The following is a 26,482-nucleotide window of genomic DNA, read 5'->3' as shown; positions in this document are numbered from 1 at the left end:
GTCCTCACGCCCGGGCGGCCTCCGCCAGATGCGTCCCGAACTCGGACTCCAGCACCAGCCGCCCCAGTTTGCGGTACTCCTGCGCGACCGCCGTCACCAGTTGCCTCATGGTGAGCGGGCCGGTGGACTCCGCCGCCAGGTAGGCCGCGGTCACCGCGCAGGCGCGGATGGAGCCGCCGGCCAGTTCGAACCGGTCCGCGCAGAAAGTGAGGTCCAGGTCGTCGGCACGGGGCAGGCGGTCGCCCAGGCAGCGCTCCCACAGGGCGAGCCGCTGGCCCGAGTCGGGCACCGGGAAGTCGGCCACCACATCGAGGCGCCGGGTGAACGCCTCGTCCAGGTTGGCCCGCAGGTTGGTGGTCAGCACCGCGATGCCGTCGAACGACTCCATGCGCTGCAGCAGGTACGCCGACTCCATGTTGGCGTGCCGGTCGTGCGCGCCCTTCACCTCCGAGCGCTTGCCGAAGATCGCGTCGGCCTCGTCGAAGAGCAGCACCGCGTTGACCGCAGAGGCCTCGGTGAAGATCCGCTCCAGGTTCTTCTCGGTCTCCCCGATGTACTTGTCCACGACCGTGGACAGGTCCACCACGTACAGGTCCATGCCCAGGTCGGCGGCGACGACCTCGGCGGACATGGTCTTGCCGGTGCCCGACCCGCCGGCGAACAGCGCGATCACCCCGCGCCCCCGGCCGCCGCCGGGCCGCATCCCCCACTGCCCGAGCACCTGCTCGCGGTGACGGGCGCGCAGCGCGAGTTCGCGCAGCCGCCGCTCCGTGGTGGGAGGCAGCACCAGGTCGTCCCAGCCGACGCCCGGCTCCACCCGGCGGGCGAGCCGGTCGAGCCCCGCGCCGTTCTGGGCGCGTACGGCGGTGCGCAGGTCTTCGGGGTGGACCGGGTGGCCGGCGAGGGCGGCCGTGCGCACCGCCACATCGGCGGCACGGCGCAACTGCCCGGAGTCCAGGCGGTGTGCGGCCACGGCCTCGGCGAGCGCCGCCACGTCTCCGATCGCCATGCCCTCGCCTGCGGCATCGTCGAGGGCGTACCGCCAGCGTGCGGCCTGCCGTTCGGGCGAGGGCGCCGGCACGGTCAGGACCACGGGGGTGTCGGCGGCCCACTCCGGAACCCAGCCGCCGGTGCCGTGCGTGAACAGCGGGATGCCCCGCAACGCCGCGCACAACGCCCCGAGCGTACGGGCCCGTTCGGCGGGTTCCGCGGGTAGTGCCTCCAAGGGGCCGAGGACGACTCCGGCGCCGGTCAGACGGGCTTCGAGAGCGGCGATCCTGGCGAGTTCGGGTACGTCGCCCGGGCGGCGGGCGAGCGCCACGGCGTCCAGGACGAGCGGGCGCAGGCCGGCCGCGTCCAGGGCGGCGGTGGCCAGCCCCGCCGCGTCACCACCTCGGCTGCGTACATGGACGAGGCCGGCACCGGTGCCGGCCGCGGCCGCCGTCCGCCGGACCACCGCCGACTCGGCGGTCGGGTCCTCACGGGCCTCACCGAGCACCCCGGCGAGTCTGGCGTCGGGCCGGGCGCTGCCCAGCAGGTGTCCGGTGACACGGTCGGGGACGGCCAGCACCCTGGACAGCGGCGGCCGTTCGGCCTCGGTGACCTCCAGCAGACCGCCCTCGATCAGCGGTGCTCCGGGGGCGAGCCGGAACCGGGCGGACGCCGCCCCGGCCAGCCCGCACAGCTCCAGGGCCAGCCCGACCGTGGGCCGACGCCGGGTCAGGTCGTCGTTGAGGAACCCGTAGAGCCGCTCGAACCGTGCGTCGAGGTCCGGTGCCACCGCGACCAGGAGCAGGTCCAGGTCCAGCGCGGACAGGCCGAACCGCCGGGCGAGTCCGTCGAGCACGGAACCGGCGGCCGGCTGCCACGGCTCGTAGCCGGGCACGCCGAGTCCGCCCGGCTCGTCCAGGATGCGGGCGACGGCGTCGGGGGTGAGGTACTGGCCGCGGTACGGGTCGTCGGGGTCGGGGTCGGCGGCGCGCCGGACGGCGACGGCGTGCCGCACCCGGTCCTCGACCAGCCGAAGCCTGTCCCACAGGGGATCCACGCCGGTGGCCACGGATCCGGCGTCGACGGACACCGGGTCGGCGACGGCGACGGGTTCGACGGTGTGCGTCACGGCTGGCGGTCTCCTCGGTGGCGGCGGCGGGCGGGAACGGGGCCCCGTTCGCGCGGCCCCGCGAGGCCGCCGTCCGGGCCCGGGTCGGTGGCCTCCGTGTAGCGCAGGCGGCGGCCCGGCGTCGCCTGGGCGCCCTCGCTCCTGGAGGCGGTGCGCACGACGAGACCCTCGGTGACCGGCGGCGCCGTCACCCTGGTCACACCGGCGAGCGGCGCCCTCGCCCGGATCTGGAAGGACGCTTTCAGCTCACCGCCGAGCGCCGACCACACGTCGGCGGCGGCGGGAGCGTCGAGCCCGACCCCGCCGGCGTCCAGTCCCACCGTCAGACCGAGGTCGGCGAGCGTGCCGGTGAGCAGACGGGCGGGCAGGGTGTCGGCACCGACCAGGGTCTCCAGCGCCTGTGAGAGCAGCCGGTGTTCGTCCTGCGGCCGGCTCGCCCACGCCGTGACGAGGTACGTCAGCTCGAACCAGCGCGGCGGGGTGCGCCGCGCCACCAGATGCCCGTCGGCGTCGTGGACCTCCCCGGCGCCGCTCCCGCGCCGGGTGGCGTCCTCCCGGATGTCGTAGAGGAAGACGCAGACGGTGGGGGCGCTGCGGCGCGCCGCCCAGTCGCGGGTGGGGGCGTCGAAGGCCAACTCGACGCCCGCCGAGTCCAGACCGGACTCGCCGAGCAGCCGGCGCAGGCCCTCGTCGACTTCGTGGATCACCGGCGGGTCACCTCACCCGGTGGCTGGAAGGTGCCGCTGACCACCAGGAAGTCGGTCGTCACCGGCGAGAACCCGCGGCCCTTGGCGGTGATGACGCGCGGTCCGGTCTGGTCCTTGGCGAGGATGAGCAGCTGTCCGATGAAGGTGCCGTCCGGGAGGGGCACGGTCGGCGCCGCCGCCGCGGTGATCCCCGGCTTCCAGCTGAACCGCACCGGCACTCCCGGAGGGAAGTCCTTGCCGCGCACGGAGGTGACGAAGCCGGGCTTGCCGATGTCCGGCACCGCGACGATACGCGGCTGGAGAATGCGCAGCCGCTGCCGTGCGGTGTTGTCGCCCCTGTCGGCGTCGGTGCCGGTCGTGGTGAGCTCACCCGTGACACGGCCGGTCATCGCCTTGTCCGGGCTGAGGACGACCCGTACGACGGTGCTCGCGCGGGGCTTCAGGTCAGGCAGCGCGCACACCCACGAGCTGTCGCAGCCGGGCGGCCGCCCGTTGTCCGGGATGCCCCGGGGCAGGCCGATGCGCAGCCGCAGCCCGGTGGCGAGCGCGTTGCGGCCGTTGCGGACGGTGTAGGTCACCACGACGCGTCCGCCGACGTAGCCCGGGTCGGGCTGGGCGGTGACCCGCACGCCGGGTCCGGCGTCGGGTGCGGGCGGCTCGGGAGGCACGGTGGGCGTCGGGACCGGCGGGTCCGGGGTGGGCGACGGTGGGTCCGGGGTGGGCGGGGTCGGGGTGGGCGGGGTCGGGGTCGGGGTCGGTTCCGCCTCGCCCACCGGGACCACGGTCCGGCCGGCGTTGTCGCTGGGCTCCGGATCGATGACGGTGCCGGTGACCGACCAGCCGACGGGCTGGTCACCGATGGTGAGGCCCGTGAGGGTGACGTCCACCGTGACGGTGGTGCCCGGCCCCACCACGCCGACGTCGCACTGGAGGGTGGCGGCGTCACAGGTGCCGCCGGGGTGGGTCACCTCGGTGACCTGGACGCCGGCCGGCGGGGCGATGGTCAGGGTGGTGCCCGGGGAAGCGGCGGGGCCGTTGTTCACCAGGCCGACCCGGACGGTGGTGGACGTGCCGACCGTGACCTCGGGGGTGGTGCCGGGTGCGTCGACGGCGAGGTCGACCGACTGCTGGACGCTGGGCTCCTTCTGCCGGCCCGGGAGCGTACCGGTGAGCGGGGTGAGGTCGCCGGAGTCGACGTCCAGCACGCCCAGCTTCTCGGGGCTGTTGACCGCCGCCTCGGCCCGCGAGCTGATCACCAGGCTCTCGCCGTCGGCCGTCCAGGCGGCGTCACGCGGCTGGAACGGGCCGGTGGCCGGAGGGTCCGGCAGCTGCCGGCCGCAGGCCCCGGGCAGGTCGACGGCCGTCGCGGGTGTCAGCACCCGGCAGTCGCCGCCCGTGAGGGAGGTGAGCAGGATGCCGCCGCCCTGGTCGATCTGGCCGCCGCCGCTCTTGCGGTTGAAGGCGACGGTGGTGCCGTCCGGCGAGAACGCCGGGCTGTCGTCGATGACCTCGCAGGCGCCGGGGCAGTTCCGGATGCTCAGGTCGCTCTGCTGGTCCAGACGGTCGACGGGCACGGTCCAGATGTGCTTGTTGCCGCCGTTGCCGTCGATCACCGTGTTGCGGGTGAACGCGAGAGTGGTGCCGTCGGAGGACCAGGTGGGCTGGGCGTCACCGCCCGTCTGCTGCCCGGCCGGAGGGGTGATCCGCCCGGTGATCTCTCCGGTGGCCGCGTCCGCGACGAGGATGTGGCTGGGCCCGCCGACGCCGCCCGGTGAAGTCCGGGTGAAGGCGAGGTACGTGCCGTCCGGAGAGAAGGCCGGATCGGTGTCCCGGTCCGTCTCGCCGCGTCCCGCGAGCGGCATGGGCCGGGCGTTCGTCCCGTCGGCGTCGGCGGTCCAGATCCGCTCGATCCGGCCCTGGGAGCCGTCCTCGAAGCGGGTCAGCACGATGCGGCGGCCGTCGGGTGTGTAGTTCTGCCGCTCGGTCCACGGGTCGTACCCGGCCTCGGGCTCGAACAGCGGGTCCTTGGCGGGATCGGTGTTGGTGTCGGCCGCCGGGTCCTCGTCGAGGATCGGCAGCCCCAGGTCGCGGGGGTCGGTCCCGTCCGCCCGGATGTCCTGGAGCGTCACCACGTGCGCGCCGGAGTGCTCCTCGTCGGGGGCCGGCGCCGAGGTGCGCTCGACCACTGCATAGCCGCCGTCGAGCGGACCGGACCAGGTGACCGAGGAGACCTCCCGGTCCTCGTTCAGCACGAGCGGGGGGACCTGGCCGGCGTCGTGGGCGGTCGCCTTGAACACATGGTCCCAGTCGCCCTCGCACTCGCACGTGATCTCGGGGCTCAGGAACAGCACCTGGTCCCCGTCGGGCAGCCACGCTGCCCCGTGGGCACGCCACTGCGCCCGATCGCCCCCGAGGAGCGGCTCGTCACCGGTGCCGTTCGCGTTCGTCACCCGAAGCCGGGGCACGCTCAGGCCGTCGACGGTGGTCGTGGCGGTGTACGCGATCCAGTCCCGGTTCTCGTCGTCGTCCACGGGGTTCCACGCCGGTTCGCCGGCCGTCCCGTTCCCGGGGGAGGTGACGCGGGTGGCGGCGCCGCCGCTCAGGGGCCGTACGTAGATCTGCTGCCCGGCCGCCGCGTCGCCGTCACTCGCGTACGCCAGCCGCTGCCCGTCGGGCGAGACGGTCGGGCCCTCCTCGTCCGCGGGGGTGTCGGTCAGCCGGGTCAACCCTGTGCCGTCGGTGCGCACCTGCCACAGGTCGCGCTGCGTCCGGTTCCCCGGACCGCCGGACCCGGCCGCGTCGAACACCACGGAGGCGCCGTCCGGGGCCAGCCGGGGGTGCGCGGCGTCCATGCCGCTGGTCAGCCGTCGTACCGAACCGTCGGCGGACCGGAGGTAGATCTGCGGGGTCGCCTCGTCGCGCAGGCTCGCGAAGACCATCCGGTCGCCGAGGGCGGACGGCTGGACGTCCTGGTGGGCCGCGCCCTCGCCGAACAGCGGGGTGCTGGAGGTCGTGGTGGCCACCTTGCCGAGACTGCGGTGCCGGGTGCCGGCGTACGCGATCCGGGTGTCCGTGGGGTCCGCGGCCGCGGCCTGCGGTGCGGACTCGGCGGCGCCGGGCCCGGAGGCCGCCGTCACCCCGAGCAGCGGGACCAGCAGCAGCAACGACATGCCGAGTCTCCCGGGGCGGTACCGCCCGCCTCGGCCAGCGGTTCCCATGGAGTCCCCCTCGCGTTCCGCGCGGCACGTGGATGTGCCCCTGCCACCCTGCGACGGCCGCGCACGGCGCGGCAGGGCGGCGGGGCCGTACCCGGGGGAAGGGACCGGTGTGCTTTCGGGCAGCGCAGGAGTACCCGGCTGTCGTCAGATGAGCCCGTTCCGCAGTGCGTAGCCCACCGCATGGGCCCGGTTGCGCAGTTGGAGGCGGTTGGTGATCTCGTGCAGGACGTTCTTCACGGTCCGTTCGGAGTACGCGGTCTTGCGGGCTATCTCGGCGGTGTCCAGTCCCTCCGACACCAGCCGCAGCATGTCCGCCTCCCGTCTGGTCAGCGTGGACAGGGACAGGCCCTGCGGATCCAGCGCCGAGCGCTGGAGGCTCCCGACGTGGGAGAGCAGCTTGCCGAGCAGGTCGCCCGGAAGCACCCCCTCGCCGTTGGCCGTCGCGAGGACCAGCTGGACGAGCCGGTTCTGGTCGGCGTCGGCGCGCCGCAGCACCGCCGGGACGCCGCACTCGATGACACGTTGCAGCGCGCCGGAGCCGAGGGTGGCGACCACGAGCGCGACGCGGGTGGCGGAGTTGAGGCGGAGCCGGTGCAACAGGGCGGCGACGTCGTCCTCGACGTGGTCCGCGACCACCAGCGACACCTGGGCGGTCTCCGCGTCGGCCTCGGCCAGCAGATGGACCTCCGGGCGCTGGCGTAACTGCTGGACGACGCCGACACGGAGGATGGGGTCGGCGGCGTAGACGGCCACGGTCACCCGCTCCGGCGCTCCGGTGGGTGGGGCCCGGTGCCCGGAACCGGCGGCGGGCACATGGGACGGGGAGGCAGGCATGGAGGGGTTGTTCTCCTCTGCGCAGGACATGAGGGTTACCTGTTCATGAGTTCAGGGGGAGGATCGCAAGGGCGGGACGAACACCGGAAGGCGGCGCACGGGAGCCGTCGAGTGACATCAGCCACCCACTTCCACGGCCGGGCCGGCGGTGGCGTCGCGGGCACCACGACTGCCCGGGAGTTGCCCTCGCGCCCCTCGGCGCACCCGTACGGGCGTCTCTAGCGTGGTGCTGTGACGCCTTCTCCAGCCTCTCCCGGTCCCGGTGCGCCCGGACTCGACATCCCGGTCGTGACAGTGACCCCGGGCAGTACCGCCACGACCGGTCTGACGGTCCGCAACGACAGCGACATCGTCGAGGCCTACAGCCTCGAGGTCGTCGGGGACTGTGCATCCTGGACCACCGTGGAACCCGCGCGGGTCTCCCTCTACCCCGGCACCTCCGAGACGGTGACGATCCGTCTGGATCCGCCGCGCTCGCCGGAGATCCGGGCCGGCGAGATGCCCCTCGCGGTGCGGGTCCTGCCGGCCGAGCATCCCGACGCGGTGCGGGTTCCCGAGACCACCGTGCACGTGGAGGAGTTCCACGAACTGCGCACCGAGGTGCGGCCGCGCCGTCGCCGCGGCTGGCTGCGCGGCCGCTACCGGCTGGCGGTACGCAACGAGGGCAACACTCCGGTGACGGTGGGCTTCACTCCCGATCAGGCGGGCGAGGAGCTGACGTTCGCCTTCAACCCGGCCGCGCCGGCGCTGGAGCCCGGCGAGTCGGCCGAGGTCGGGTTGCGGGTCCGGACGGGCAAGCCCGTGTGGTTCGGCTCCCCGGTGGTGTGGCCGTTCACGCTGACCACCGCCGAGACCGGTGAGCAGGACGAGTCCGGTGCCGACGAGAGCGCCGGCCGGTCGTCCCTGGACGCGGAGTTCGTCCAGATCCCCGTCTTCCCCAAGTGGCTGCTCGCCGTGCTCGCCGTACTGCTCGCGCTGCTGCTCGCCTGGTTCGCGCTGGTCCGTCCGGCGGTGCGCAGCGCCGCGAAGGAGGCGGCCACCGAGGTGGTCCAGCCGCGCCCCGCGCCCGCCGGAGAACAGGGCGGCGAGAGCGGGACACCGGGCAGCGGTTCCGGCGGCGCGAGCACCTCGCCCACCGGCCCGGGCGCGGGCCAGGGGCAGGGGCAGGGCCAAGGGCAGGGTCCAGGAGGAGGTGACGGCACGTCGGCCGAGGGCGGTCAGCAGAGTTCGGCGACCATCGACCTGAAGACCTCCGGCGGGCAGACCGAGACCGGTACCTACAAGGTGCCCGAGAAGAGCGTCTTCGGCGTCACGGACATCGTTGTCGCCAACTTCCAGGGGGACGAAGGGGTGATGACGATCAGCTTCGGCGACCGCAAGATCACCACGATCGCCCTGGAGACCTTCCGCAATCAGGACTACCACTGGGTCACCCCCATCAGGATCCCCGCGAACGACACCGTGACCATCGAAGTGACCTGTTCCGAGCCGGGGACTCCGGCCACCGGCCGCAGGGCGCAGGGGTGCCACGAGGTTCTGAACGTGAGCGGTGTACTCACCCGCACCGAGCAATGAAACGGACGTCAGCCCTCCGATCATTTTTTATGGGCGCCGACAACTCTGTAAAGAAAGGCCAGTGATTCCGTCCAGAAAGCGACAACCCTGGTCTGAAAACTGGCATCAGTCACATACGCCGCACCGCCCTGGCCGGCGATGCTCCACGCTCGCCGGACCCGGGCGTGTCGCGGTACGCCGGGAAACCGCCGGCCGGAAGGCCCTGACAGCGCTCTCGGCCGGAACCCCGGGCCGATCGGCGGGGATTCCCCGCAACGGTTCCCTGACCGACCTCGATGAGATGGCCGTCCGTCGCACGCGGGGAGCGGCGGAGCTCCGGCCTTCGGCCGATCGGCGAGGTCGGGAACTCCGTCCTCCGGAAATCCGCCCGAAGCGCTCCACTCGCGTGGCACCGTTCGATGTCGGCCACGGTCCGGCTCCACTGCGCGATCACCCGTCCCGCCGTCGGGCGACCGGGCCTCTCCGGCCCGCCTGCCCCGGCGGTACCGCTCAGCCCGTGGCCAGCTCGTAGGCGTAGTCCGGGGTGAACGAACCGGCCGACCCCTTGCAGCCGTCCGACTCCCCCGGCAGCTTCACCCAGAGGTACGCGTCGATCCCGGGCAGACCGGTGTCCGTCGTCGGAGTCCTGCCGAGGGCCCGGCCCGGCGGGTCGCACCACTCCCCGGCCTCCGGCGCGCCGTTGCCGTTGCGGCTGGTGTCGATGACGGCGCCCAGGCCGGGCGGGCCGCCGAGGGCGGCGAGCACCCGGCGGGCGTACGCGGCCTCGTCGGCCGTGCCGTGGAAGTTGGACACGTTGGTGAAGATGCCGTCCCCGGCGGTCGCGGCTCCCGCAGCCCGGAGCGCCGCGGCCTGCTTCGCCGGGCTGTGCCAGCCGGAGTGCCCACCGTCGAAGTAGACCCTGGCCCGGGGGTTCGCCGCGTGCAGGATGCGGCCCGCGCGGGCCAGCGACGCGAAGCGGTCGGCCCGCTGCCCGGCCGTGAGGCAGTCCGACAGGGCGACCGCGTCCGGTTCGAGGACCACGATGACCGGTCCGTCCCCGAGGCCCGCGGCGAAGTCCTCCATCCACGCGTCGTACGCGTCCAGGCCGGGCGCCCCTCCCTCGGACGCCCCGCCGCAGTCCCGGTCGGGTATCGCGTACGGCACGAGCACGGGTGTGCGGCCGGCAGCCGCGGCTGCGGCCGTCACGCCCCGGACCTGACCGGTCACGGCCCCCGGGTTGTAGGCGGGGAACCACACGGCGGCGGGCTGCGCCGCGATCCTGGACTCGATCAGGGGGCGGCGCGGGTCGTCCCGGTGGGCGGCGACCCAGTCCAGGACCTGGGACTGCGGGTGGCGGTAGAGCGCGGCGGACCGCGCGGCGCTCGGCGGGGGCCGCTCGGACGACGTGGCCGGAGCCGGGCTCCTGCGCGCCGTCCGGGAGGACTCCGGGGACGGCGCGGGCGCCACGGACGCCGAGGGGGAGACGGAGGGAGTGAGCACGGCGGGCAGCGGTTCCAGGACCGGGGAGGCGCTCGTGTCCGGGCGGGCGGTCGTGCGCCCGCCGTCGTCGGCGGCGGACAACACACCCGTCGCCGCACCGGCGGCCACGACGGCCGACGCCAGCGCGGCCATGGTGTGGCGGCGTGCCGCGCGCCTCCGGCACCCCGCCTCGGTCCTGCCTCGTTCACGTGCGCCCGACACCCCTCGTCCCCTCCCCCGGCGCCCGGTGTTCGTCCGTTCCGATGAAGTCTCCGGCCCGTCGGCGCCGTGGCGAGCCTATGGCTGGGACGCTGCCCGCATGGAGCGGATCGAGCAGTTCGCAAGTCCGGCCGGCGCGGCCGGCACGGTGACCGATGTCGGCACGGTGATCGAGCGGATGCGTGCCTTCCGCTCCGGCTGGCCGCCCGGGGACGGCGTGGCCGTCTTCAACCAGGTCTATCTGACGGTCACGGAGACCCTCGGCCGGCACCTCGCGGACGGCGCGTTCCAGGACCGGGAGGCCGTGTCCGCACTGGACGTGCGGTTCGCGGAGCACTATCTGGCGGCGGTCGACACGGCCGTCTCGGGCGGCACCCCGCCCGCCTGCTGGCGTCTCCTGTTCCAGTACCGCCGCCACCCCGGTGTACGCCCGCTCCAGTTCGCACTGGCCGGTATCAACGCGCACATCGGGCACGATCTCGCCCTGGCCGTGGTGGACACCTGCCGTACGCTCGACTGCGCTCCCGCCGACCTGGAGGAGGAGTTCGAGCGGGTGGGTGATCTCCTCGTCCTGCTGGAGGAGCAGATCCGCGAAGATCTGATGCCGGGCCCCGATCTGCTGGAGGTCGCGGATCCGCTGACCCATCTCGCCGGGGCCTGGAGCCTGGAGAGGGCCCGTGAGGCGTCGTGGTCGGCGGCCAGGATGCTGTGGCGGCTGCGTGCGGTGCCGCCGCTGGCCGAGGAGTTCCGGGTGCGGATGGACGCCGGGACGGGCCTGGTGGGGCGCTTCCTGCTCACACCGTGCCGCTGAAACGCTTCGCCCGGCACGCCGGCTGCATCCCTTCGCGGTCCGCTCAGCCCTCCGGGAGCTCGACCGGCGCGATGGTGTCGAAGACGTCGCCGGGGCCGGGGTTCGCGGGGTCGGTGGAGCCGCCGAACTGCGCCATCACGCCCCACACGGCGTTCAGCGCGGTCTGCACCGCGCCCTCGGCCCAGCCGGCCGTCCAGGAGATGTCGTCGCCGGCGAGGAACAGGCCCCGCTTGTCGGCGGGCAGCCGCTCCTGCATGAAGTGGGTGAACAGGCGCCGCTGGTAGCGGTAGTGGCCCGGCAGGTTGGCCTTGAACGCACCCATGAAGTACGGCTCGTTCTCCCAGGAGACGGTGACCGGGTTGCCGATGATGTGCTTGCGGATGTCGACGCCCGGATAGATCTCGCCGAGCGACTTCAGCATGACGTCCATGCGCTCGTTCGGGGACAGGGGCAGCCACTTCAGGCTGTCGTCGCACCAGGTGTAGGAGAGGCAGATGACGGCCGGCTTGTCGGGCCCGTCGTCCAGGAGGTACGTCCCCCGGGTCATCCGGTCGGTCAGCGTCATGGACATCGTGTCCCGGCCGGTGGGCCTCCCCGCCCCGTCGACGGCCTCGTCGAGCCAGAACGGCCGGTCGACGGGGACGAAGAGCTTGGACGACTCCATGTAGTGGGTGCGCTCCATCGCCGTCCAGTGGTCGATCGGGAAGAGCGCGTCGTCGCAGGCGATCTTGGAGAGCAGCAGCCAGGACTGGCCGGTGAAGACCGCTGCCCGGTAGGTGCGGATGTCTCCGGTGGCGTCGGTGACGGTGATGCGGTTCCCGGCGGTGCGGTCGAGCCGGGTCACCGCGGTACGCGGCTCCCCGTCGTGCAGGGAGGCCAGTGACGTGCCGAGCGGCCAGTGCGTGACCTTCTGCGGTTCACGGTCCCACAGGCGCAGCGGCAGCTGCTGGCTGCCGCCGACGATCCCCCGGTGGTGGTCGTCGGCCTCGGTGTAGACGACGCGGAGGATCTCCAGGATCGAGTTGGGGAAGTCGGTGTCCCACCCCCCGGTGCCGAAGCCGACCTGCCCGAAGATCTCGCGGTGGCGGAACGAGGCGAAGGCGTCGGAGCCGCAGAGGAAGCCGTAGAAGGTCTGGTCGTCGAGCTTCTCCACGAGCTTCGCCCAGATCTCGCGGATCCGCGGTACGTCGCGTTCGCGCATCGCGCGGTTCATGTCGGAGAAGTCGGCGCCCTCCTCCAGGCACGAGTTCCAGGCGTCCATCACCTCGCGGTACACCGGCGGCAGGTCGTCGATGGTCCGCGCGTAGTGGGACTCCCCCTTGAGGTCGACGACGGTCGACGGGGTGGCCGGGGAGAGCGGGTTGGGGAACGCCTTGGTCTCCAGGCCCACCAGGTCGATGTAGTGCTGGAGCGCCGTGGACGACGGGGGGAAGCGCATGGCGCCCATCTCGGCGGTCAGCGACGGGTCGCACCCGTCGAAGCCGACGGTGCGCAGCCGTCCGCCGATCCGGTCCGCCTCGTAGACGACGGGCTTCAGGCCCATCTTCATCAGCTCGTACGCGGTGACGATGCCGGAGAGCCCCCCGCCGATGACGGCGACCTCGGTGCCGTGCTCGGTGGCCGGTATCTGCCCGATGCCGGCCGGGTGGGCCAGGAAGTCGTCGTAGGCGTAGGGGAAGTCCGGCCCGAACATGGTGATCGGCGGCTGCGCGTCGGTGTGCTGGACGGCGTTGGGCACCGTGGACGTCATGGGGCGGGGACTCCTTGCGGGGAAGCGTGGGACAGGGGGCGGGCTGCTCAGGCCAGGGAGCCGTACAGCCCCGGGACGCGGTCCGCGAGATAGGGGTTGGCCGCACGCGACGCGGCGAGGAGGCCGGGGTCGACCTCACCGACGAGCAGTTCCTCGCCACGGCCGGCGCGGGCCCGGGCCGTGCCGTCGGGGCCGGCCAGGCAGCTGAGCCCGGTGAAGTCGAACTCGCCTTCCTTGCCCGCCCTGTTGACGTACGCGATGTACAGCTGGCTCTCGAAGGCGCGGACCGGCACGACGGCCTCGGCGACGAACGGGAACGGGTGCATCAGCGCGGTCGGGACCAGCAGGAGCTCGGTCCCGGCCAGGGCGTGCGCCCGGACGTTCTCCGGGAACTCGACGTCGTAGCAGATGAGCAGCCCCACCCGTACGCCGTCGACCTCGGCCTGGACCACGGGGCGGTCGCCGGGGGTGAACCACTCCTCCTCGAAGCTGCCGAAGAGATGGGTCTTGCGGTAGTTGGCGAGCGCCGTGCCGTCGGGGCCGATGAGCTGCGCGGCGTTGAAGACGGCGTCCCCGGCGCGCTCCGGGTAGCCGTAGTGGACGGCGAGGCCGTGGCGCCGGCAGATCTCGGCGACGGCGTGCGCGGAGGGCCCGTCGGCGGGCTCGGCGAGCGCGGGGACGGCGTCACCGACGGCGTAGCCGGTGAGGAAAAGCTCCGGGCAGACCAGCAGCCGGGCCCCGGCGGCTGCGGCCCGGGCGGCGGCCTCGTCGAGCGCTGCGAGGTTGGCGGTCACGGAACCGGTCCGTCCGGAGCTCTGGAGCAGGGCGGTGCGCAACGGCGGCATGGCTGACCTCGGGCGGGGCGGGCGGGGCGGGGAGACCTATCGAAGGTACGGCGCGGGGATCAGGGGCGACAAGACGCGAATGTTGCGCGTGCACCGTCGATCCGTTGCGCACGAGGCGGCCGGTGCGGCGATTCGTTGCGCACGACGTCGTCGCAGGTCAGGCGAGTGATTTCGGTCTCCACGGGACGTGTCTGCGGGGCGGCGCGGGCCGGGTCCCCGGGTGGTCGGCGCCCGTCAGGCCGGCGGGCCCGAGGAGTACCGCCGCAGCAGCGGGGAGAGCACGAGGACGGACTTGGTCCGCTCGACGTACGGCTCGCCGGCGATCCGTTCCAGCACCTGCTCGAAGTGACGCATGTCGGCCGCGAAGACCTGCACGATCGCGTCGGCGTCACCCGTCACCGTGGAGGCGGACGCGACCTCCGGGTAGGCGGCGAGACCCCGCTTGATCGCCTCGGGCGCGGTGTTGCGGCTGCAGTAGATCTCGATGAACCCCTCGGTCTCCCAGCCGAGCGCCGCCGGGTCGACCCGCACGGTGAAGCCCGTGATGGCGCCTTCGGCGCGCAGCCGGTCCACACGACGCTTCACCGCGGGCGCGGAGAGGCCGATGAGTGCGCCGATGTCCGCGTAGGAGCGGCGGGCGTCTTCGGCGAGGGCGTGGACGATGCGTTCGTCGAGGTCGTTCAGGCGCACGTCGGGTGGGTCGTCTCTCTGCGGCGGAGGGGGTACGGGGCGGCACGGGCCGCCCCCGAAGTAGACCACGGGCGCGCCACGAGGGGCGCGCCCGCCGCAGGGAGGGGCCGGTCAGAAGGGGAACTGCGAGCGGCCGTGCTGGACCGAGATCCACTTCTGGGTGGTGAACGCCTCGAGCATCGACTCGCCGTTCAGCCGGCCGAGTCCGGAGTTCTTCTCGCCGCCGAAGGGGACGATGGGCTCGTCGTGGACGGTGCCGTCGTTGATGTGGATCATGCCGGTGCGGATCCGCTGCCCCACCCTTACGCCGCGCTCGATGTTGCCGGTGTGCACCGCACCGCTCAGCCCGTACGGGGTGTCGTTGGCGATGCGGACGGCCTCGTCCTCGCCGTCGAAGGGGACGAGCAGGGCCACCGGGCCGAATATCTCCTGCTGGAGGACCGGGGAGTCCGCGGCGAGGCCGGTCAGCACGGACGGGCTCACCAGGTTCCCGTCGGCCCGGCCGTGCAGCAGCGCCGTGGCGCCCGCCGCCACGGTCTCGTCGACGAGCTTGGACACCGCGTCGGCCTGCGAGGAACTGATCAGCGGGCCGATGTGCGTCGCGGGGTCCGCGGGGTCACCGACCCGCAGGGAGGCGACCTTGGCGACGAACTTCTCGGTGAACTCCTGCTCCACGGAGCGGTCCACCAGGATGCGGTTGGCCGCCATGCAGACCTGGCCCTGGTGGATGTAGCGGCTGAAGACGGCCGCGTCGACCGCGTAGTCCACGTCGGCGTCGTCCAGGACGATCAGCGCACTGTTGCCGCCCAGTTCGAGCACGGCGCGCTTGAGGTGGGCCGCGCAGACCCGCGCGACGTGGCGGCCGATCGCGTCCGAGCCGGTGAAGGAGATGACCTGCGGCACGGGGTGCTCCAGCAGGCTGTCGCCGATCTCGGCGATGTCGGTGACCACCACGTTCAGCAGCCCGGCGGGCAGCCCTGCCTCCTCGAACACCTTGGCGATCAGGGTGCCGCCGCAGACCGGAGTGCTCTGGTGCGGCTTCAGGACCACGGCGTTGCCGAGGGCCAGGGCGGGCGCGACCGACTTGAGCGACAGGAGGAAGGGGAAGTTGAAGGGGCTGATGACGCCCACGACGCCGACGGGCAGCCGGTAGACGCGGTTCTCCTTGCCCTCCGTGGGCGAGGGCAGGATCTGCCCGGTGGAGCGCAGGGTGAGCTGGACGGCCTCGCGCAGGAACTCCTTGGCCAGGTGCAGCTCGAAGCCCGCCTTCAGACGGGTCCCTCCGAGCTCCGCGACGATCGCCTCACCGATCTCGGCCTCGCGTTCCTCGACCACGCGGAGTGCCTTCTCCAGCACCGCCCGCCGGGCGTACGGGTTGGTGTCCGCCCATCCCTGCTGGGCCCGCTCGGCCGCCCGGTATGCCTGGTCGACCTCGTCCGCCGTCGCCACGGTGATCGAGGCGAGCTTCTCCCCGTCGTACGGGTTGAAGTCGATGATGTCCCAGGATCCCTTCCCCGCCCTCCACTCACCGTCGATGTACTGCTGGGCCAGGTCGGTGAAGAACGAAGACATGAGATCCCTTACCGCAGAGGGGGGGGGCAGCTGATTGCGGCTCATATTACTTACCCTTCAACCAAGTTGAAGGGGTGACGGGAGTGCTCACAGGTGGACGCCAGGTGCCCTCCGGGCGCCCGGTGGGCTCACACGGAAGTGCCCCTCCCGGCGTGAACTCCCGGAAGGGGCACCTGCGACGAGGCCGTACCGGCCTCCGCTCCATCAGCTCCAGCTGGCGTGCAGCGGCTTGCCCTCGGCGTAACCGGCGGCGCTCTGCACCCCCACGATCGCCTTCTCGGCGAACTCCTCGAGCGAGGAAGCGCCCGCGTAGGTGCAGGAGGAACGGACACCGGCGATGATCGAGTCGATCAGGTCCTCCACCCCGGGGCGGGTGGGGTCGAGGAACATCCGCGAGGTGGAGATGCCCTCCTCGAACAGCGCCTTGCGGGCCCGGTCGTAGGCGGACTCCTCGGAGGTGCGGTTCTTGACGGCACGCGCCGAGGCCATCCCGAACGACTCCTTGTAGTACCGCCCGTCGGCGGACTGCTGGAGGTCGCCGGGCGACTCGTACGTACCGGCGAACCAGGAACCGATCATGACGTTGGACGCACCGGCGGCCAGCGCCATCGCCACGTCGCGCGGGTGCCGGACGCCGCCGTCGGCCCAGACGTGCTTGCCGTGCTTCTTCGCCTCGGCCGCGCACTCCAGCACCGCGGAGAACTGCGGCCGGCCGACGCCGGTCATCATCCGGGTGGTGCACATCGCACCCGGGCCGACACCGACCTTGATGATGTCGGCGCCCGCCTCGATGAGGTCGCGCACGCCCTCCGCGGCGACGATGTTGCCCGCGACGATCGGGACCCGGGGGTCGAGCGCCCTCACGGCCCGCACCGCGCTGATCATGGATTCCTGGTGGCCGTGGGCGGTGTCGACGACGAGCACGTCGGCACCGGCGTCCAGGAGCTGCTTGGCCTTGCCCGCCACGTCGCCGTTGATACCGACGGCCGCCGCGATCCGCAGCTTGCCGTCCGCGTCCGTCGCGGGAGTGTAGAGCGTCGCGCGGAGCGCGGCCTTCCGGGTGAGGATGCCGACGAGCCGGCCGTCCGCGTCGACCGCCGGGGCGAGCTTGCGGTTCGCGCCGTCGAGCGTGTTGAAGGCCTCGCGCGGGTCGATGTCCGCGTCGAGCACGACCAGGTCCTTGGACATGACCTCGGAGAGCTGGGTGAAGCGGTCCACCCCGGTCAGGTCGTGGTCGGTGACGACGCCGACGGGCCGGTTCTCCGCGTCGACGACGACGCCCGCGCCGTGGGCCCGCTTGTGCAGCAGGGACAGCGCGTCGGCGACCGTCTGGCCGGGGGCCAGCACGATCGGCGTGTCGAGGACGAGGTGGCGCTTCTTGACCCAGCTGATGACCTCGGTGACGACCTCGATCGGAATGTCCTGGGGGATCACGACCAGACCACCCCGACGGGCGATCGTCTCGGCCATCCGGCGGCCCGCGATGGCCGTCATGTTCGCGACGACGAGCGGGATGGTGGTACCGCTGCCGTCCGGCGAGGCGAGGTCCACGGCCTGCCGGGACCCGACCGCGGAGCGGCCGGGGACCATGAAGACGTCGTCGTACGTCAGGTCGTAGGGGACCGAGGGAGAGGTCGTGTAGCGACCGGTGCCGGGCTCAAGAAAACGCATAACACTCATTTTTTCATACGAAACGGTGCAGGTCGTTTCCACGAAGACACAGCGATGCGCCCCCGCGTTCGTCAGTTCCTCCAAGGAGGCTGCCCGGGGGCGGGGCAAGTGGAAACCTGCCTTACCCATGGACCCTACCCGAACAGGATTCGATCCTTCGTGATCACGATCCCTGGACCGGGTGACGGGGGCTCAGGTAGCTTCAAATCCGCAGGTCTCGGCGGTAGGCGACACGCCGTCCACGAGCCCCGAACACCTGTCGCGCGTCTGGCCGGAGAGGATGGGGATCCGCCTGTGGAGAGCGAACTGCCCGACATCTACTGCCCTTTCCCCCAGCGGAGCAATCCGCATGTGGACCACACCCGTGAGCACCTCGACGCCTGGACACGGCACACCGGCCTGGTCCACCGCGAGTCCGCCCGGGAGCGTTTCGAGCAGGCCGACTTCGGGGCCTTCGTGGGCATGGTCTACCCGACGGCGGACGGCGAGCACCTGGACCTGGTGGCCGACTGGTTCGTCTGGCTCTTCCTCGTCGACGACCAGCTCGACGACGGACACCTGGGCCGCAGCCCCGACCGCGTACGCGACGTGGTCGAGCGCATGCGCGCCGTGGTCGAGGGCACGGCGCCCGGCCCGGGGCCGGGCGAGGAGGCCCCGGCCGCGCTGATCGCCCTGGCGGACCTGTGGGAACGTACGATTCCGCGGGCCGCCCCGCACTGGCGCGCCCGCTTCACCTGGCACCTGATGACCTACCTGACGACCGCCACGACCTGGGAGGCGGGGAACCGCGCCGACGGCGTCGTGCCGTCAGAGGCGACGTACATCGCCAAGCGCAGGCACACCGGGGCCATCCATGTGTGCATGGACCTGATAGAGATCGTGGCCGGGATCGTGGCCCCCGAGTCGGTCCACAACGACGCCCGGTTCATCACCGCGCTGGAGGCGTCCTGCAACGTCGTGTGCTGGGCCAACGACGTCTACTCCTACGAGAAGGAGCAGGTGCTGGGCGAGATCCACAACCTCGTGCACCTGGTCCGCCACCACCGCGGCTTCGGAAAGCAGGAGGCCCTCGAACACGTGTGCGCCGAGATTGCCACCGAGACGGAGCGCTTCCTCACCGCAGAGGGCGAGCTGCTCGACCGCCACCCTGAGCTGGCCGGGCTGCTCGTGCCCTACCTCGACGGGATGCGGAGCTGGATGCGGGGCAATCTCGACTGGTCTCGGCAGACCCCCCGCTACGCCCCCGCGGATGTCAGCCAGTACGCCGAGCCCGGCGCGTATCTGGAGGAGTCCGTCCTCGGAGTGGGCGCGGAGCCCGCGGAGCCGGGGACGGGGGCCGCACGGCCCGGGACGGACGCCGCGCGGCCGGACCGGGCACCGGGGGTCGACCCCGGCCCCGCACCCGTGGACACCGGCGCCGGGCTGGGCGCGGGCCACGGCCGTCGCTGAGGCGGTCATGACGGAGGCCGGGCACCCCTGCGGGTGCCCGGCCTCCGTCATGACCGGTGCCGGTCGCGCGGCCGGTCTCAGTCGTCCGGGTCGGCCCGCTCCAGGGCGGGCCGCTGGCCTGCGGCGGACTCCGTCAGGAGGTAGTCGGCCGCAGCGGTGTCCGTCACGAGGCTGGTGACCAGCCCCGAGCGCAGGACCGCGCCGATCGCGGCCGCCTTGCGCTGCCCGCCTGCGATGGCCACCACCTCGGGGATCCGGCGCAGCCGGTCCGCCTCCACGGTGATGCACCGCTCGCCCAGGTCGCGGCCGACCCGTCGCCCGTTCGTGTCGAAGAGGTGGGCGGACATCTCCGCGGCCACGCCGAGGGAGGCGTAGTGCGCGCGCTCCTCGTCCGAGAGCATGTCGTGGACGGTGGAGATGCCGGGCTCCCAGGAGCCGATGGAGACCGCGGCGACCGTCACCTTGTCGAAGTACTCGAAGGCCCGGGCGATCCCCGTCTGGTGGCGCAGCGCGGCCGCCGTCGCCGGGTCCGGCAGCAGCATCGGCGCGTAGATGGGGTGGGCCTCTCCCCCGGACACCTGCGCGGCGCGGCGGACCGCCTCGACCGAGCCGCGCTCGGCCGTCCCCGCGTCGTAGACCCCGGTCAGCTGGACGACCGTGCACGGGGGCAGCCGGTCGAGGGCCGCCGCCATGTGGATGGTGGAGCGGCCCCAGGCCAGCCCCAGCACATCGCCCTCGTTGACCAGCTCGCCGAGCAGGTCGGCCGCCACCTCGCCCAGGTTCTCCGGGTCGGCGGCGTCGTCCTGCTCCTCCGCCGGCGACTCGACCACGACGGCGTGCCGCAGGCCGTACCGCGCCCGGAGCGCGTCGGAGCGCTCCGCGTCCAGCTCCGCCGGTACCCGGATCTCGATCCGTACGAGATCACGCTCGAGGGCCGTCTCCAGGACCCGGGCCACCTTGAAGCGGCTGACGCCGAACTCCTCGGCGATCTGGATCTTCGACTTGCCCTCGAGGTAGAACCGGCGGGCCATGGCCGCCGCCTGCACCAGCTCCGCGGGTCCCATCCGCATGGCTGACCGACCCGCCGAGATGCCAGACACCGCGATCTCCTCACTGCTGTTCACACGCTCGATACGCCGTCCATCCTGTCAGATCCGGCGATCCTTGATCAGGCCCGTCGGGCCGCGTTCACCTGAGCTTGGTTCAGTGGCCGCATGCCCAGGGTGCCGTGGCCGTGACCGCGTCGGCCTGTGCGCGGAGCGCCCGGACCGCCTCGGCCGGGTCCTCGGCCCCGTAGACCGCCGAGCCGGCGACGAAGACGTCGGCGCCCGCCTCGGCGCACCGCTCGATGGTGGTGGCGGAGACCCCGCCGTCGACCTGGAGCCACAGTTCCAGGCCGTGCTTCGAGATCAGCTCACGGGTGCGGCGGATCTTCGGCAGCATGATGTCCAGGAAGGCCTGGCCACCGAAACCCGGCTCGACCGTCATGATCAGCAGCATGTCGAGCTCGGGGAGGAGGTCCTCGTAGGGCTCGATGGGCGTCGCGGGCTTCAGCGCCATGGAGGCGCGGGCGCCCTTGGCCCTGATCTCCCGGGCCAGCCGTACGGGCGCGGCCGCGGCCTCCGCGTGGAAGGTGACCGAGCCGGCCCCCGCCTCGACGTACTGCGGGGCCCAGCGGTCCGCGTCCTCGATCATGAGGTGGCAGTCCAGCGGGGTGTCCGCGGCCTTGCTCAGCGCCTCCACGACGGGCACGCCCAGCGTCAGGTTGGGCACGAAGTGGTTGTCCATGACATCGACATGGAGCCAGTCGGCGCCTTCCACGGCCTTCGCCTCCTCGGCGAGGCGGGCGAAGTCGGCGGACAGGATGCTGGGGTTGATCTGGGCCATGCACCCAAGCCTGCCATGCTCCGGGCCACTTCCCCGCCCCGGTGGGCCTCAAAGCCTCACGGGATCATTACGGTTCGCGCAATCCCGGCCTTTTCCCCCCGGTCAGGCCGTGCGGCGCAGGAGGGCGAGGTACATCGCGTCCGTGCCGTGCAGATGCGGCCACAGCTGGACGTCCGGACCGTCACCCAGCGCGGGTACCCCCGGGAGCAGCGGGCGGGCGTCGATCCACTCCGCCTCGGCGGCCGGTCCGCCGCGCCCCTTGAGCACGTCCTCGACGACGACCCTGGTCTCCGCGAGGTGCGGCGAGCAGGTCGCGTAGCCGACGACTCCGCCGACCCGGACGGCCTTCAACGCCTCGCGGAGCAGACCGCGTTGCAGGGGGGCGAAGCTCTCCAGGTCCTCCGCCCGCCGGCGCCACCGGGATTCCGGACGCCTGCGCAGGGCTCCGAGGCCGGAGCACGGGACGTCCATGAGGACCCGGTCGAAGGACCCGGGCCGCCACGGCGGGCGGGTCCCGTCGGCGGTGATCACCTGGTACGGCCCGGGATTGCCGGCCAGTGCGCGTTCGACGAGCCGTGCGCGGTGCGGCTGCTTCTCCGCGGCGAGCAGCGTCGCGCCGCGTCCGGCGGCGAGCGCGGCCAGCAGCGCGGCCTTGCCTCCCGGGCCGGCGCAGCCGTCCAGCCACCGGGTGTCGCCGCCCTCGACCGGAGCAGCCGCCAGCGCGGCGGCGACGAGCTGGCTGCCCTCGTCCTGCACACCGGCGCTGCCGTTCCGCACGGCTTCCAGGGCGCCCGGCTCGCCGCCCTCCGCCATCCGCACGGCGTAGGGAGACCAGCGGCCGGGCAGGCCGCTCTCCTCTCCGAGGGCGTCGAGCAGCTCGTCGGGGGTGGAGCGCCCGGGCCGGGCCACCAGGGTCACCTCGGGCCGCTCGTTGTCGGCCTCCAGCAGGTCCTCGATCCCGGCGCGGCCGCCGCCCAGGGCGTCCCAGAGGGCGGAGACGATCCAGCGGGGATGGGAGTGGACGACCGAGAGGTGCTCCTCGGCGTCCTCCTCGTAGGAGGGCGCGACGCGCTCCACCCACGTCTCCAGGTCGTGCGCGGACACCTTGCGCAACACCGCGTTGACGAACTTGGCGCGGCCCTCGCCGAGCACCACCCGCGCCAGCTCCACGCTGGCGGAGACGGCCGCATGGGTCGGGATACGGGTGCCGAGCAGCTGGTGGACACCCATGTTGAGCACGTCGAGCACCGGCGGGTCGACCTCGCGGAGCGGCCGGTCGATGCAGGCGGCGACGATCGCGTCGTACGTGCCCTGTCGGCGCAGTGTCCCGTAGACCAGCTCGGTCGCCAGTGCCGCGTCCCTGCCCTCGAAGTCGCCCTTGGCCCGTGCCTTCTTGAGCAGCGGGGGCAGGACGAGGTTGGCGTAGGCGTCGCGTTCGTCGACCGCCCGGAGCGCCTCGAAGGCGAGGAACCGGACCGGGTCCTTCTTGGGGCGGCGATGTGGCTTGGCGGGACGTCGACGCTGCTGGTCGTTCACGTGAAAGGTGCTCCGCTGAGGGTGAGGGGGCGAACCCGTCCAGCGTACGTCGCCCTCCCCGGGGCCCGGTCCCGAGCCCCGGCCGGACCGCTCCCGCGGCTCAGAGCCCGAGGAGCTCCCCGTGGACGATGCGCACGCCGCGGGCCCAGTCGGCGGCCCTCATCGGCTTCTTGCCCTGCGGCTGGACCCAGAGCAGCTCCACGGCGTGGGAGCCGGTGCCGACGTACACGTTGTTCTTGGCGGCGGAGAGCTCGCCCGGGGCGAGGTCGGTGCGGTCCAGCACGGGGTGGGCCTGGACGAGCTTGAGGCGCTCACCGCGGAAGAGGGTCCAGGCCCCCGGGGCGGGTGTGCAGCCGCGGACCACGCGGTCGACCCGGAGCGCGGGTTCCGTCCACCGCACCTGGGCGTCCTCGACGCCGATCTTCGGGGCGAGGGTGACGCCCTCGGCCGGCTGCGGCACGGCGTGGAGGGTGCCGTCCTCGACTCCGTCCATGGTCGCCGCGAGCAGTCCGGCTCCCGCGAAGGCGAGCCGGGTGAGCAGATCGCCACTGGTGTCGGTGGGCCGGACCTCCTCGGTGAGGACGCCGTACACCGGGCCCGAGTCCAGCCCCTCCTCGATGAGGAAGGTCGACGCCCCGGTCACCTCGTCACCGGCCATCACCGCGTGCTGCACGGGCGCCGCCCCGCGCCAGGCGGGCAGGAGCGAGAAGTGCAGGTTGACCCAGCCCTTGGCCGGCACGTCCAGCGCGCTCTTGGGGAGCAGGGCGCCGTACGCGACGACGGGGCAGCAGTCCGGTGCGATCTCCCGCAGCCGCGCCAGGAAGTCCTCGTCGCGCGGCCTGGCGGGCTTGAGCACCTCGATGCCCGCCTCCTCCGCGCGCTCGGCCACGGGGCTGGCGACCAGCCTGCGTCCCCGCCCGGCCGGCGCGTCGGGGCGGGTCACCACGGCGGCCACCTCGTGGCGGTCGGAGGCGATCAGGGCGTCCAGAGCGGGGACGGCGACCTCGGGGGTGCCTGCGAAGACGAGCTTCATGGGTGGCGGACTGCCTCTCGGGCCGGAACGTACGTGGCGAGCAGCACACCAGTCTAGGGGGTGCCCCGAGGTCCCGCCCGGGCCGCCCGGACCGGGGGCGTACGCACGCGGATGCGCCCCGCGCATATGCACATACGCCCCTGTTGCGTGACCACATGGCCGGGTGAGGCGTTGGTCAAGTGAGATTGACCGAAGTGGACCGCCGCCGCGCGGTCCGATCCCTTTCAACGCCGGTTCGAGAGGCTTGTTCATGGCCGACCACGCAACCCACGACGCCCAAGCGCGTGCCAGCCTGCACCTGTTGGTGCGGGACATCGAGCGGGTGCGGCGGCAGGTGGACGCGCTGCGCACCCTCACTGCGCAGCTGGGCAACGTCTACCGTCCCCGCCGCTCCGGCCCGTCCGCGGGCTTCGTCGTCTACGGCAGGGCGCCGGCTCCGACGGTCCGGCTGGCCCAGGAACTGCGGGACAGCGTCGAGACGCTGGTCACCGCCGCGGTGGACTTCGACCGCTCGCTGGGGTTCTCGTGGGACGCGGTGGGCTCCGCCCTCGGGGTCACCAAGCAGGCGGTGCACCGCCGTTACGGCGCGCGCCGCGCCACCCCGCAGCCGTCCGCGGCGGAGGCCGCCGCGGAGCCGGTGAACCGCGCGGTGCCCGCGGGGCCCGGCTCCGCCCCCGTGGTGCCCGCGGCCCGCTCCATGCCGCCGCAGCCCTCGGACCGGCCCGGCGCCTTCCCCGGCCCGCGCAACGGCTGACGGCGTGCACGGCCGGGACGCTCCCGGCCGGAGCAGGACAGGGACAGGGCGGGGACGGAGGCCGAGGACGCTCGGCCTCCGTACAGGGGTCCGGATGCCGGAGAGCCCGCGGTGGCCCGCCCGGCCGCCGCGGGCTCTCCGAAGGCCCGGCTCCCGCCGGGCCCCGTCCCCGGCGCCGACCGCGGGGTGCGGCCGCGTCAGCCGATGTCCGGCGGATCGATCCTGATCCGTACGGGATCCCCTGTGCCCCTGGCCGTACGGGCGGCCTGGGCCGTCTTCAGGGCGGTCGCGAGCGCCGCCCCCCGTCCCGGCGGGACCCTCACCAGCGCCCGCTCCCAGGTCTCCCCGGGCGGGGCGTCGCCCTGCCTGCGCGGCCTGCCGGGCCCGGCCCCGGGCACCGGCACGGGCCCGAGCACCTCCGCCTCGGGGGGCAGCTCCGCACCGGCGAGGTACGCGGCCACCGCCTCCGGCGGGCCGGTCACCGCGGCCATCCGCGACACCGGGGGGAAGCCGAGCTCCGCCCGCTCCGCGAGTTCCCGCCGGGCGTGGCCGACCGGGTCCCAGCGGACCAGCGCCTGCACGGGCCTCAGGGTCGGCTCGGCCACGATCACCACCGTGCCGCCCTCCGGCTGCCCCCGCACTAGGGCGGCGGCGGCCGTCCAGCGCCGCAGGGCCTCCTCGCCCGCCCGGAGGTCGGGGCGGCCGACCATCGCCCAGCCGTCCAGCAGGAGCGCGGCCGCGTAGCCGCCTTCGGCCACCGGTTCCGCCCCGGGTGTGCTCACGACCAGGGCCGGCTGGTCCGGCACGGAGTCCAGGACGTGGTCCCGCCCCGAGGTCCGCACCGGCACCGCCGGAAACGCCCGCCCCAGCTCCTCGGCGGTCCTGCGGGCACCGACGATCTGCGCCCGCAGCCGCACACCTCCGCAGGCCGTGCAGTTCCAGGCCGTCTCGGCCCGCCCGCACCAGGCGCAGTCGAGATCCCGCTGGTCCGGGGCCTGGAGCGGCCCCGCGCAGTGCCGGCACCGGGCAGGCTCGCGGCAGCGCTCGCAGGCCAGCCGGGGTGCGTACCCCCGGCGCGGCACCTGGACGAGCACGGGGCCGGTGCGCAGCCCGTCCCGCACGGTCTGCCAGGCCAGGCTGGGCAGTCGCGCCGAGCGGGCCGCGCCGTCCCGGGCGAGCTCCCCGTCGCCGACGGTGCGCACCAGGGGCGCCGCGATCCGCAGCTGGTCGCGCTCCGCTTGCAGCGGCAGGGCCCAGCCGCTCTCGACCAGCTGGGCGGCCTCGACCGTGCAGCTCGTCCCGCCCAGGAGGAAGGCGCAGCGGCCGTGCGCCGCCCTGAGCTCCAGGACCTCCCGGACGTGCGGGAAGGGGGCGTTGTCGTCGCTGTGGCTGGAGTCGCCGTCGTCCCAGAGCGCCACCAGGCCCAGATCGGCGACCGGGGCGAACATCGCCGCCCTGGTCCCGACCACGGCGCGCACGGAACCGCGCCGGACCGCCAGCCATTGGCGGTAGCGCTTCTCCGGCCCGGAGTCGGCGGTCAGCAGGGCATGACGCCCCTCCCCCAGCACCGCGGTGAGCGCGGCATCGACGCGGCCGGCGCTCCGGCCGTCCGGTACGACGACGAGCGCGCCCCGGCCCGAGGCCAGGGTGGCGGCCATCGCACGGGCGATCTCCTCGGGCCAGTGCGGTCCGGGCAGCGCCGTCCACACGGCGCGGGGCGCCCCGCCCTCCGCCAGCGCCCGCAGGAAACCGGGCCCCTGGGCGTAGCGCTCCCAGGTGCCGGGCGACGGGGCGGTCGGGGGCGGGAGGGGCTCGGGCGACGGTCTGCCCTCCGCACGGCCGTTCCTGGGGGGCACGGCGAGCTGGAGCACGTCCGCGAGACTGCCGGCGTAACGGTCGGCGACGGCGCGCGAGAGCTCGAGCAGCTCCGGCCCGAGGACCGGCTCGGGCGAGACGACGTAGGCGAGGGCGGCGAGGGCTCCCTGGTAGTCCGAGGTGGCGCGCCGCTCGATCAGGAAGCCGTCGATCAGCCCGCCGCCTTCGCGCCGCCCGCCGCGGACCTGGCGTCCTCCGGCTCCGAAGCGCACCCGGACCCGGACGCCGGGCTGTGCCTCGGCGTCGAGTTCCTCGGGGACGGCGTAGTCGAAGTACTGATCGAGGTGGAGCGCGCCCTTGTTCACCAGGACGCGGGCGACGGGCAGCTCCCCGGCGAGCGCGGCGCCCCGCCAGGTCCGCGGCTTCGCGCGCGGCACGTTCGCCCGGCGCACCGTCTCCCGGATGAGCGCAAGCTGCTCCGGTGCCCCGGACCCGGGCTCGTCGGACCGCTCGTCGTCGCTGCTCACAGCCACCTTCCT

The 26,482-nt window shown here is 73.5% G+C and carries 19 protein-coding genes; 4 read left to right on the top strand and 15 right to left on the bottom strand.

Annotated elements, in window-relative coordinates; all coding sequences use genetic code 11:
* Positions 1 to 4: 4 nt before the first annotated feature.
* The 4 genes from ACFC51_RS18095 to ACFC51_RS18080 all read right to left on the bottom strand — a co-directional run bounded on the left by ACFC51_RS18095 (position 5) and on the right by ACFC51_RS18080 (position 6,878).
* Positions 5 to 2,080 carry an AAA family ATPase gene (locus tag ACFC51_RS18095; protein WP_376529674.1) on the bottom strand — a complete coding sequence of 692 codons (2,076 nt, stop codon included), beginning with the start codon at positions 2,078 to 2,080 and terminating at the stop codon, positions 5 to 7.
* A gap of 35 nt (positions 2,081 to 2,115) precedes the next feature.
* Positions 2,116 to 2,826 carry a DUF4255 domain-containing protein gene (locus tag ACFC51_RS18090; protein WP_376377539.1) on the bottom strand — a complete coding sequence of 237 codons (711 nt, stop codon included), beginning with the start codon at positions 2,824 to 2,826 and terminating at the stop codon, positions 2,116 to 2,118.
* Positions 2,823 to 5,996, bottom strand: a complete 3,174-nt coding sequence (locus ACFC51_RS18085) for a hypothetical protein (RefSeq protein ID WP_376529547.1) — start codon at positions 5,994 to 5,996, stop codon at positions 2,823 to 2,825. Before ACFC51_RS18085 ends, ACFC51_RS18090 begins: the two co-directional genes overlap by 4 nt.
* A 192-nt stretch (positions 5,997 to 6,188) precedes the next feature.
* Complete coding sequence (locus ACFC51_RS18080) at positions 6,189 to 6,878, bottom strand: response regulator transcription factor (protein ID WP_376529672.1); 690 nt, start codon at positions 6,876 to 6,878, stop codon at positions 6,189 to 6,191.
* 231 nt (positions 6,879 to 7,109) lie between these two features.
* Here ACFC51_RS18080 and ACFC51_RS18075 point away from each other — a divergent pair, with 231 nt between their 5' ends.
* Complete coding sequence (locus tag ACFC51_RS18075; protein ID WP_376529545.1) at positions 7,110 to 8,453, top strand: hydrolytic protein; 1,344 nt, start codon at positions 7,110 to 7,112, stop codon at positions 8,451 to 8,453.
* A 489-nt stretch (positions 8,454 to 8,942) separates the two neighbouring features.
* Here the strand turns inward: ACFC51_RS18075 and ACFC51_RS18070 are convergent, their stop codons facing one another.
* A complete protein-coding gene (locus ACFC51_RS18070) occupies positions 8,943 to 10,133 on the bottom strand; it encodes a glycoside hydrolase family 6 protein (RefSeq protein WP_376529542.1) in 1,191 nt (396 codons plus the stop codon).
* 97 nt (positions 10,134 to 10,230) lie between these two features.
* Here ACFC51_RS18070 and ACFC51_RS18065 point away from each other — a divergent pair, with 97 nt between their 5' ends.
* On the top strand, positions 10,231 to 10,941 hold the full coding sequence (locus ACFC51_RS18065; RefSeq protein WP_376529539.1) for a DUF5995 family protein: 711 nt from the start codon (positions 10,231 to 10,233) through the stop codon (positions 10,939 to 10,941).
* Positions 10,942 to 10,984: 43 nt separating this feature from the next.
* On the opposite strand, the gene ACFC51_RS18060 is transcribed toward ACFC51_RS18065, so the two are convergent.
* The 5 genes from ACFC51_RS18060 to ACFC51_RS18040 form a co-directional block, all read right to left on the bottom strand.
* Complete coding sequence (locus ACFC51_RS18060) at positions 10,985 to 12,691, bottom strand: flavin monoamine oxidase family protein (protein ID WP_376529536.1); 1,707 nt, start codon at positions 12,689 to 12,691, stop codon at positions 10,985 to 10,987.
* 47 nt (positions 12,692 to 12,738) lie between these two features.
* Entirely contained in the window at positions 12,739 to 13,536 is a 798-nt protein-coding gene (locus ACFC51_RS18055) for a carbon-nitrogen hydrolase family protein (RefSeq protein ID WP_376377528.1), read from the bottom strand.
* Positions 13,537 to 13,770: 234 nt separating this feature from the next.
* On the bottom strand, positions 13,771 to 14,226 hold the full coding sequence (locus ACFC51_RS18050) for an Lrp/AsnC family transcriptional regulator (RefSeq protein WP_376377526.1): 456 nt from the start codon (positions 14,224 to 14,226) through the stop codon (positions 13,771 to 13,773).
* Between the two features lie 111 nt (positions 14,227 to 14,337).
* Positions 14,338 to 15,798 (bottom strand): aldehyde dehydrogenase family protein, encoded by a 1,461-nt coding sequence (locus ACFC51_RS18045; protein WP_376377524.1) that lies wholly within the window; start codon positions 15,796 to 15,798, stop codon positions 14,338 to 14,340.
* Positions 15,799 to 16,002: 204 nt separating this feature from the next.
* Positions 16,003 to 17,469, bottom strand: coding sequence for a GuaB1 family IMP dehydrogenase-related protein (locus ACFC51_RS18040; RefSeq protein ID WP_376377522.1), 1,467 nt, complete (start codon positions 17,467 to 17,469; stop codon positions 16,003 to 16,005).
* Between the two features lie 294 nt (positions 17,470 to 17,763).
* Between ACFC51_RS18040 and ACFC51_RS18035 the strand changes: the two genes are divergently transcribed.
* The gene (locus ACFC51_RS18035) at positions 17,764 to 18,918 is read left to right on the top strand and encodes a terpene cyclase (protein WP_376377520.1); all 1,155 of its coding nucleotides are present in this window, start codon (positions 17,764 to 17,766) and stop codon (positions 18,916 to 18,918) included.
* Positions 18,919 to 18,995: 77 nt separating this feature from the next.
* Here the strand turns inward: ACFC51_RS18035 and ACFC51_RS18030 are convergent, their stop codons facing one another.
* From ACFC51_RS18030 to fmt, 4 genes are all read right to left on the bottom strand, one after another.
* Positions 18,996 to 19,982 carry a sugar-binding transcriptional regulator gene (locus ACFC51_RS18030; protein ID WP_376379327.1) on the bottom strand — a complete coding sequence of 329 codons (987 nt, stop codon included), beginning with the start codon at positions 19,980 to 19,982 and terminating at the stop codon, positions 18,996 to 18,998.
* 139 nt (positions 19,983 to 20,121) lie between these two features.
* Positions 20,122 to 20,805: a ribulose-phosphate 3-epimerase gene (gene rpe / locus ACFC51_RS18025; RefSeq protein ID WP_376379280.1), complete on the bottom strand. Its 684-nt coding sequence runs from the start codon at positions 20,803 to 20,805 to the stop codon at positions 20,122 to 20,124.
* 102 nt (positions 20,806 to 20,907) lie between these two features.
* Complete coding sequence (locus ACFC51_RS18020) at positions 20,908 to 22,341, bottom strand: RsmB/NOP family class I SAM-dependent RNA methyltransferase (protein WP_376379283.1); 1,434 nt, start codon at positions 22,339 to 22,341, stop codon at positions 20,908 to 20,910.
* A gap of 100 nt (positions 22,342 to 22,441) precedes the next feature.
* Entirely contained in the window at positions 22,442 to 23,374 is a 933-nt protein-coding gene (gene fmt / locus ACFC51_RS18015; RefSeq protein ID WP_376379286.1) for a methionyl-tRNA formyltransferase, read from the bottom strand.
* Positions 23,375 to 23,624: 250 nt separating this feature from the next.
* Between fmt and ACFC51_RS18010 the strand changes: the two genes are divergently transcribed.
* Complete coding sequence (locus ACFC51_RS18010; protein ID WP_376379289.1) at positions 23,625 to 24,128, top strand: hypothetical protein; 504 nt, start codon at positions 23,625 to 23,627, stop codon at positions 24,126 to 24,128.
* Positions 24,129 to 24,325: 197 nt separating this feature from the next.
* Here the strand turns inward: ACFC51_RS18010 and ACFC51_RS18005 are convergent, their stop codons facing one another.
* On the bottom strand, positions 24,326 to 26,470 hold the full coding sequence (locus ACFC51_RS18005; RefSeq protein ID WP_376379292.1) for a primosomal protein N': 2,145 nt from the start codon (positions 26,468 to 26,470) through the stop codon (positions 24,326 to 24,328).
* Between the last annotated feature and the right edge of the window lie 12 nt (positions 26,471 to 26,482).

The sequence above is a fragment of the Streptomyces sp. NPDC055962 genome (genome assembly GCF_042270185.1).
Taxonomy (GTDB): domain Bacteria; phylum Actinomycetota; class Actinomycetes; order Streptomycetales; family Streptomycetaceae; genus Streptomyces.
The sequence above is the reverse complement of the archived record's forward strand: the minus strand, read 5'-3'. Positions and strand labels throughout refer to the sequence as shown.

What these genes read in the sequence shown, in the direction of transcription:
- ACFC51_RS18085 (WP_376529547.1), bottom strand. Translation starts at nt 5,996, where the DNA reads ATGTCGTTGCTGCTGCTGGTCCCGCTGCTCGGGGTGACGGCGGCCTCC.
- ACFC51_RS18080 (WP_376529672.1), bottom strand. Translation starts at nt 6,878, where the DNA reads ATGCCTGCCTCCCCGTCCCATGTGCCCGCCGCCGGTTCCGGGCACCGG.
- ACFC51_RS18065 (WP_376529539.1), top strand. Translation starts at nt 10,231, where the DNA reads ATGGAGCGGATCGAGCAGTTCGCAAGTCCGGCCGGCGCGGCCGGCACG.
- ACFC51_RS18060 (WP_376529536.1), bottom strand. Translation starts at nt 12,691, where the DNA reads ATGACGTCCACGGTGCCCAACGCCGTCCAGCACACCGACGCGCAGCCG.
- ACFC51_RS18055 (WP_376377528.1), bottom strand. Translation starts at nt 13,536, where the DNA reads ATGCCGCCGTTGCGCACCGCCCTGCTCCAGAGCTCCGGACGGACCGGT.
- ACFC51_RS18045 (WP_376377524.1), bottom strand. Translation starts at nt 15,798, where the DNA reads ATGTCTTCGTTCTTCACCGACCTGGCCCAGCAGTACATCGACGGTGAG.
- ACFC51_RS18040 (WP_376377522.1), bottom strand. Translation starts at nt 17,469, where the DNA reads ATGCGTTTTCTTGAGCCCGGCACCGGTCGCTACACGACCTCTCCCTCG.
- ACFC51_RS18030 (WP_376379327.1), bottom strand. Translation starts at nt 19,982, where the DNA reads ATGGGACCCGCGGAGCTGGTGCAGGCGGCGGCCATGGCCCGCCGGTTC.
- rpe (WP_376379280.1), bottom strand. Translation starts at nt 20,805, where the DNA reads ATGGCCCAGATCAACCCCAGCATCCTGTCCGCCGACTTCGCCCGCCTC.
- fmt (WP_376379286.1), bottom strand. Translation starts at nt 23,374, where the DNA reads ATGAAGCTCGTCTTCGCAGGCACCCCCGAGGTCGCCGTCCCCGCTCTG.
- ACFC51_RS18010 (WP_376379289.1), top strand. Translation starts at nt 23,625, where the DNA reads ATGGCCGACCACGCAACCCACGACGCCCAAGCGCGTGCCAGCCTGCAC.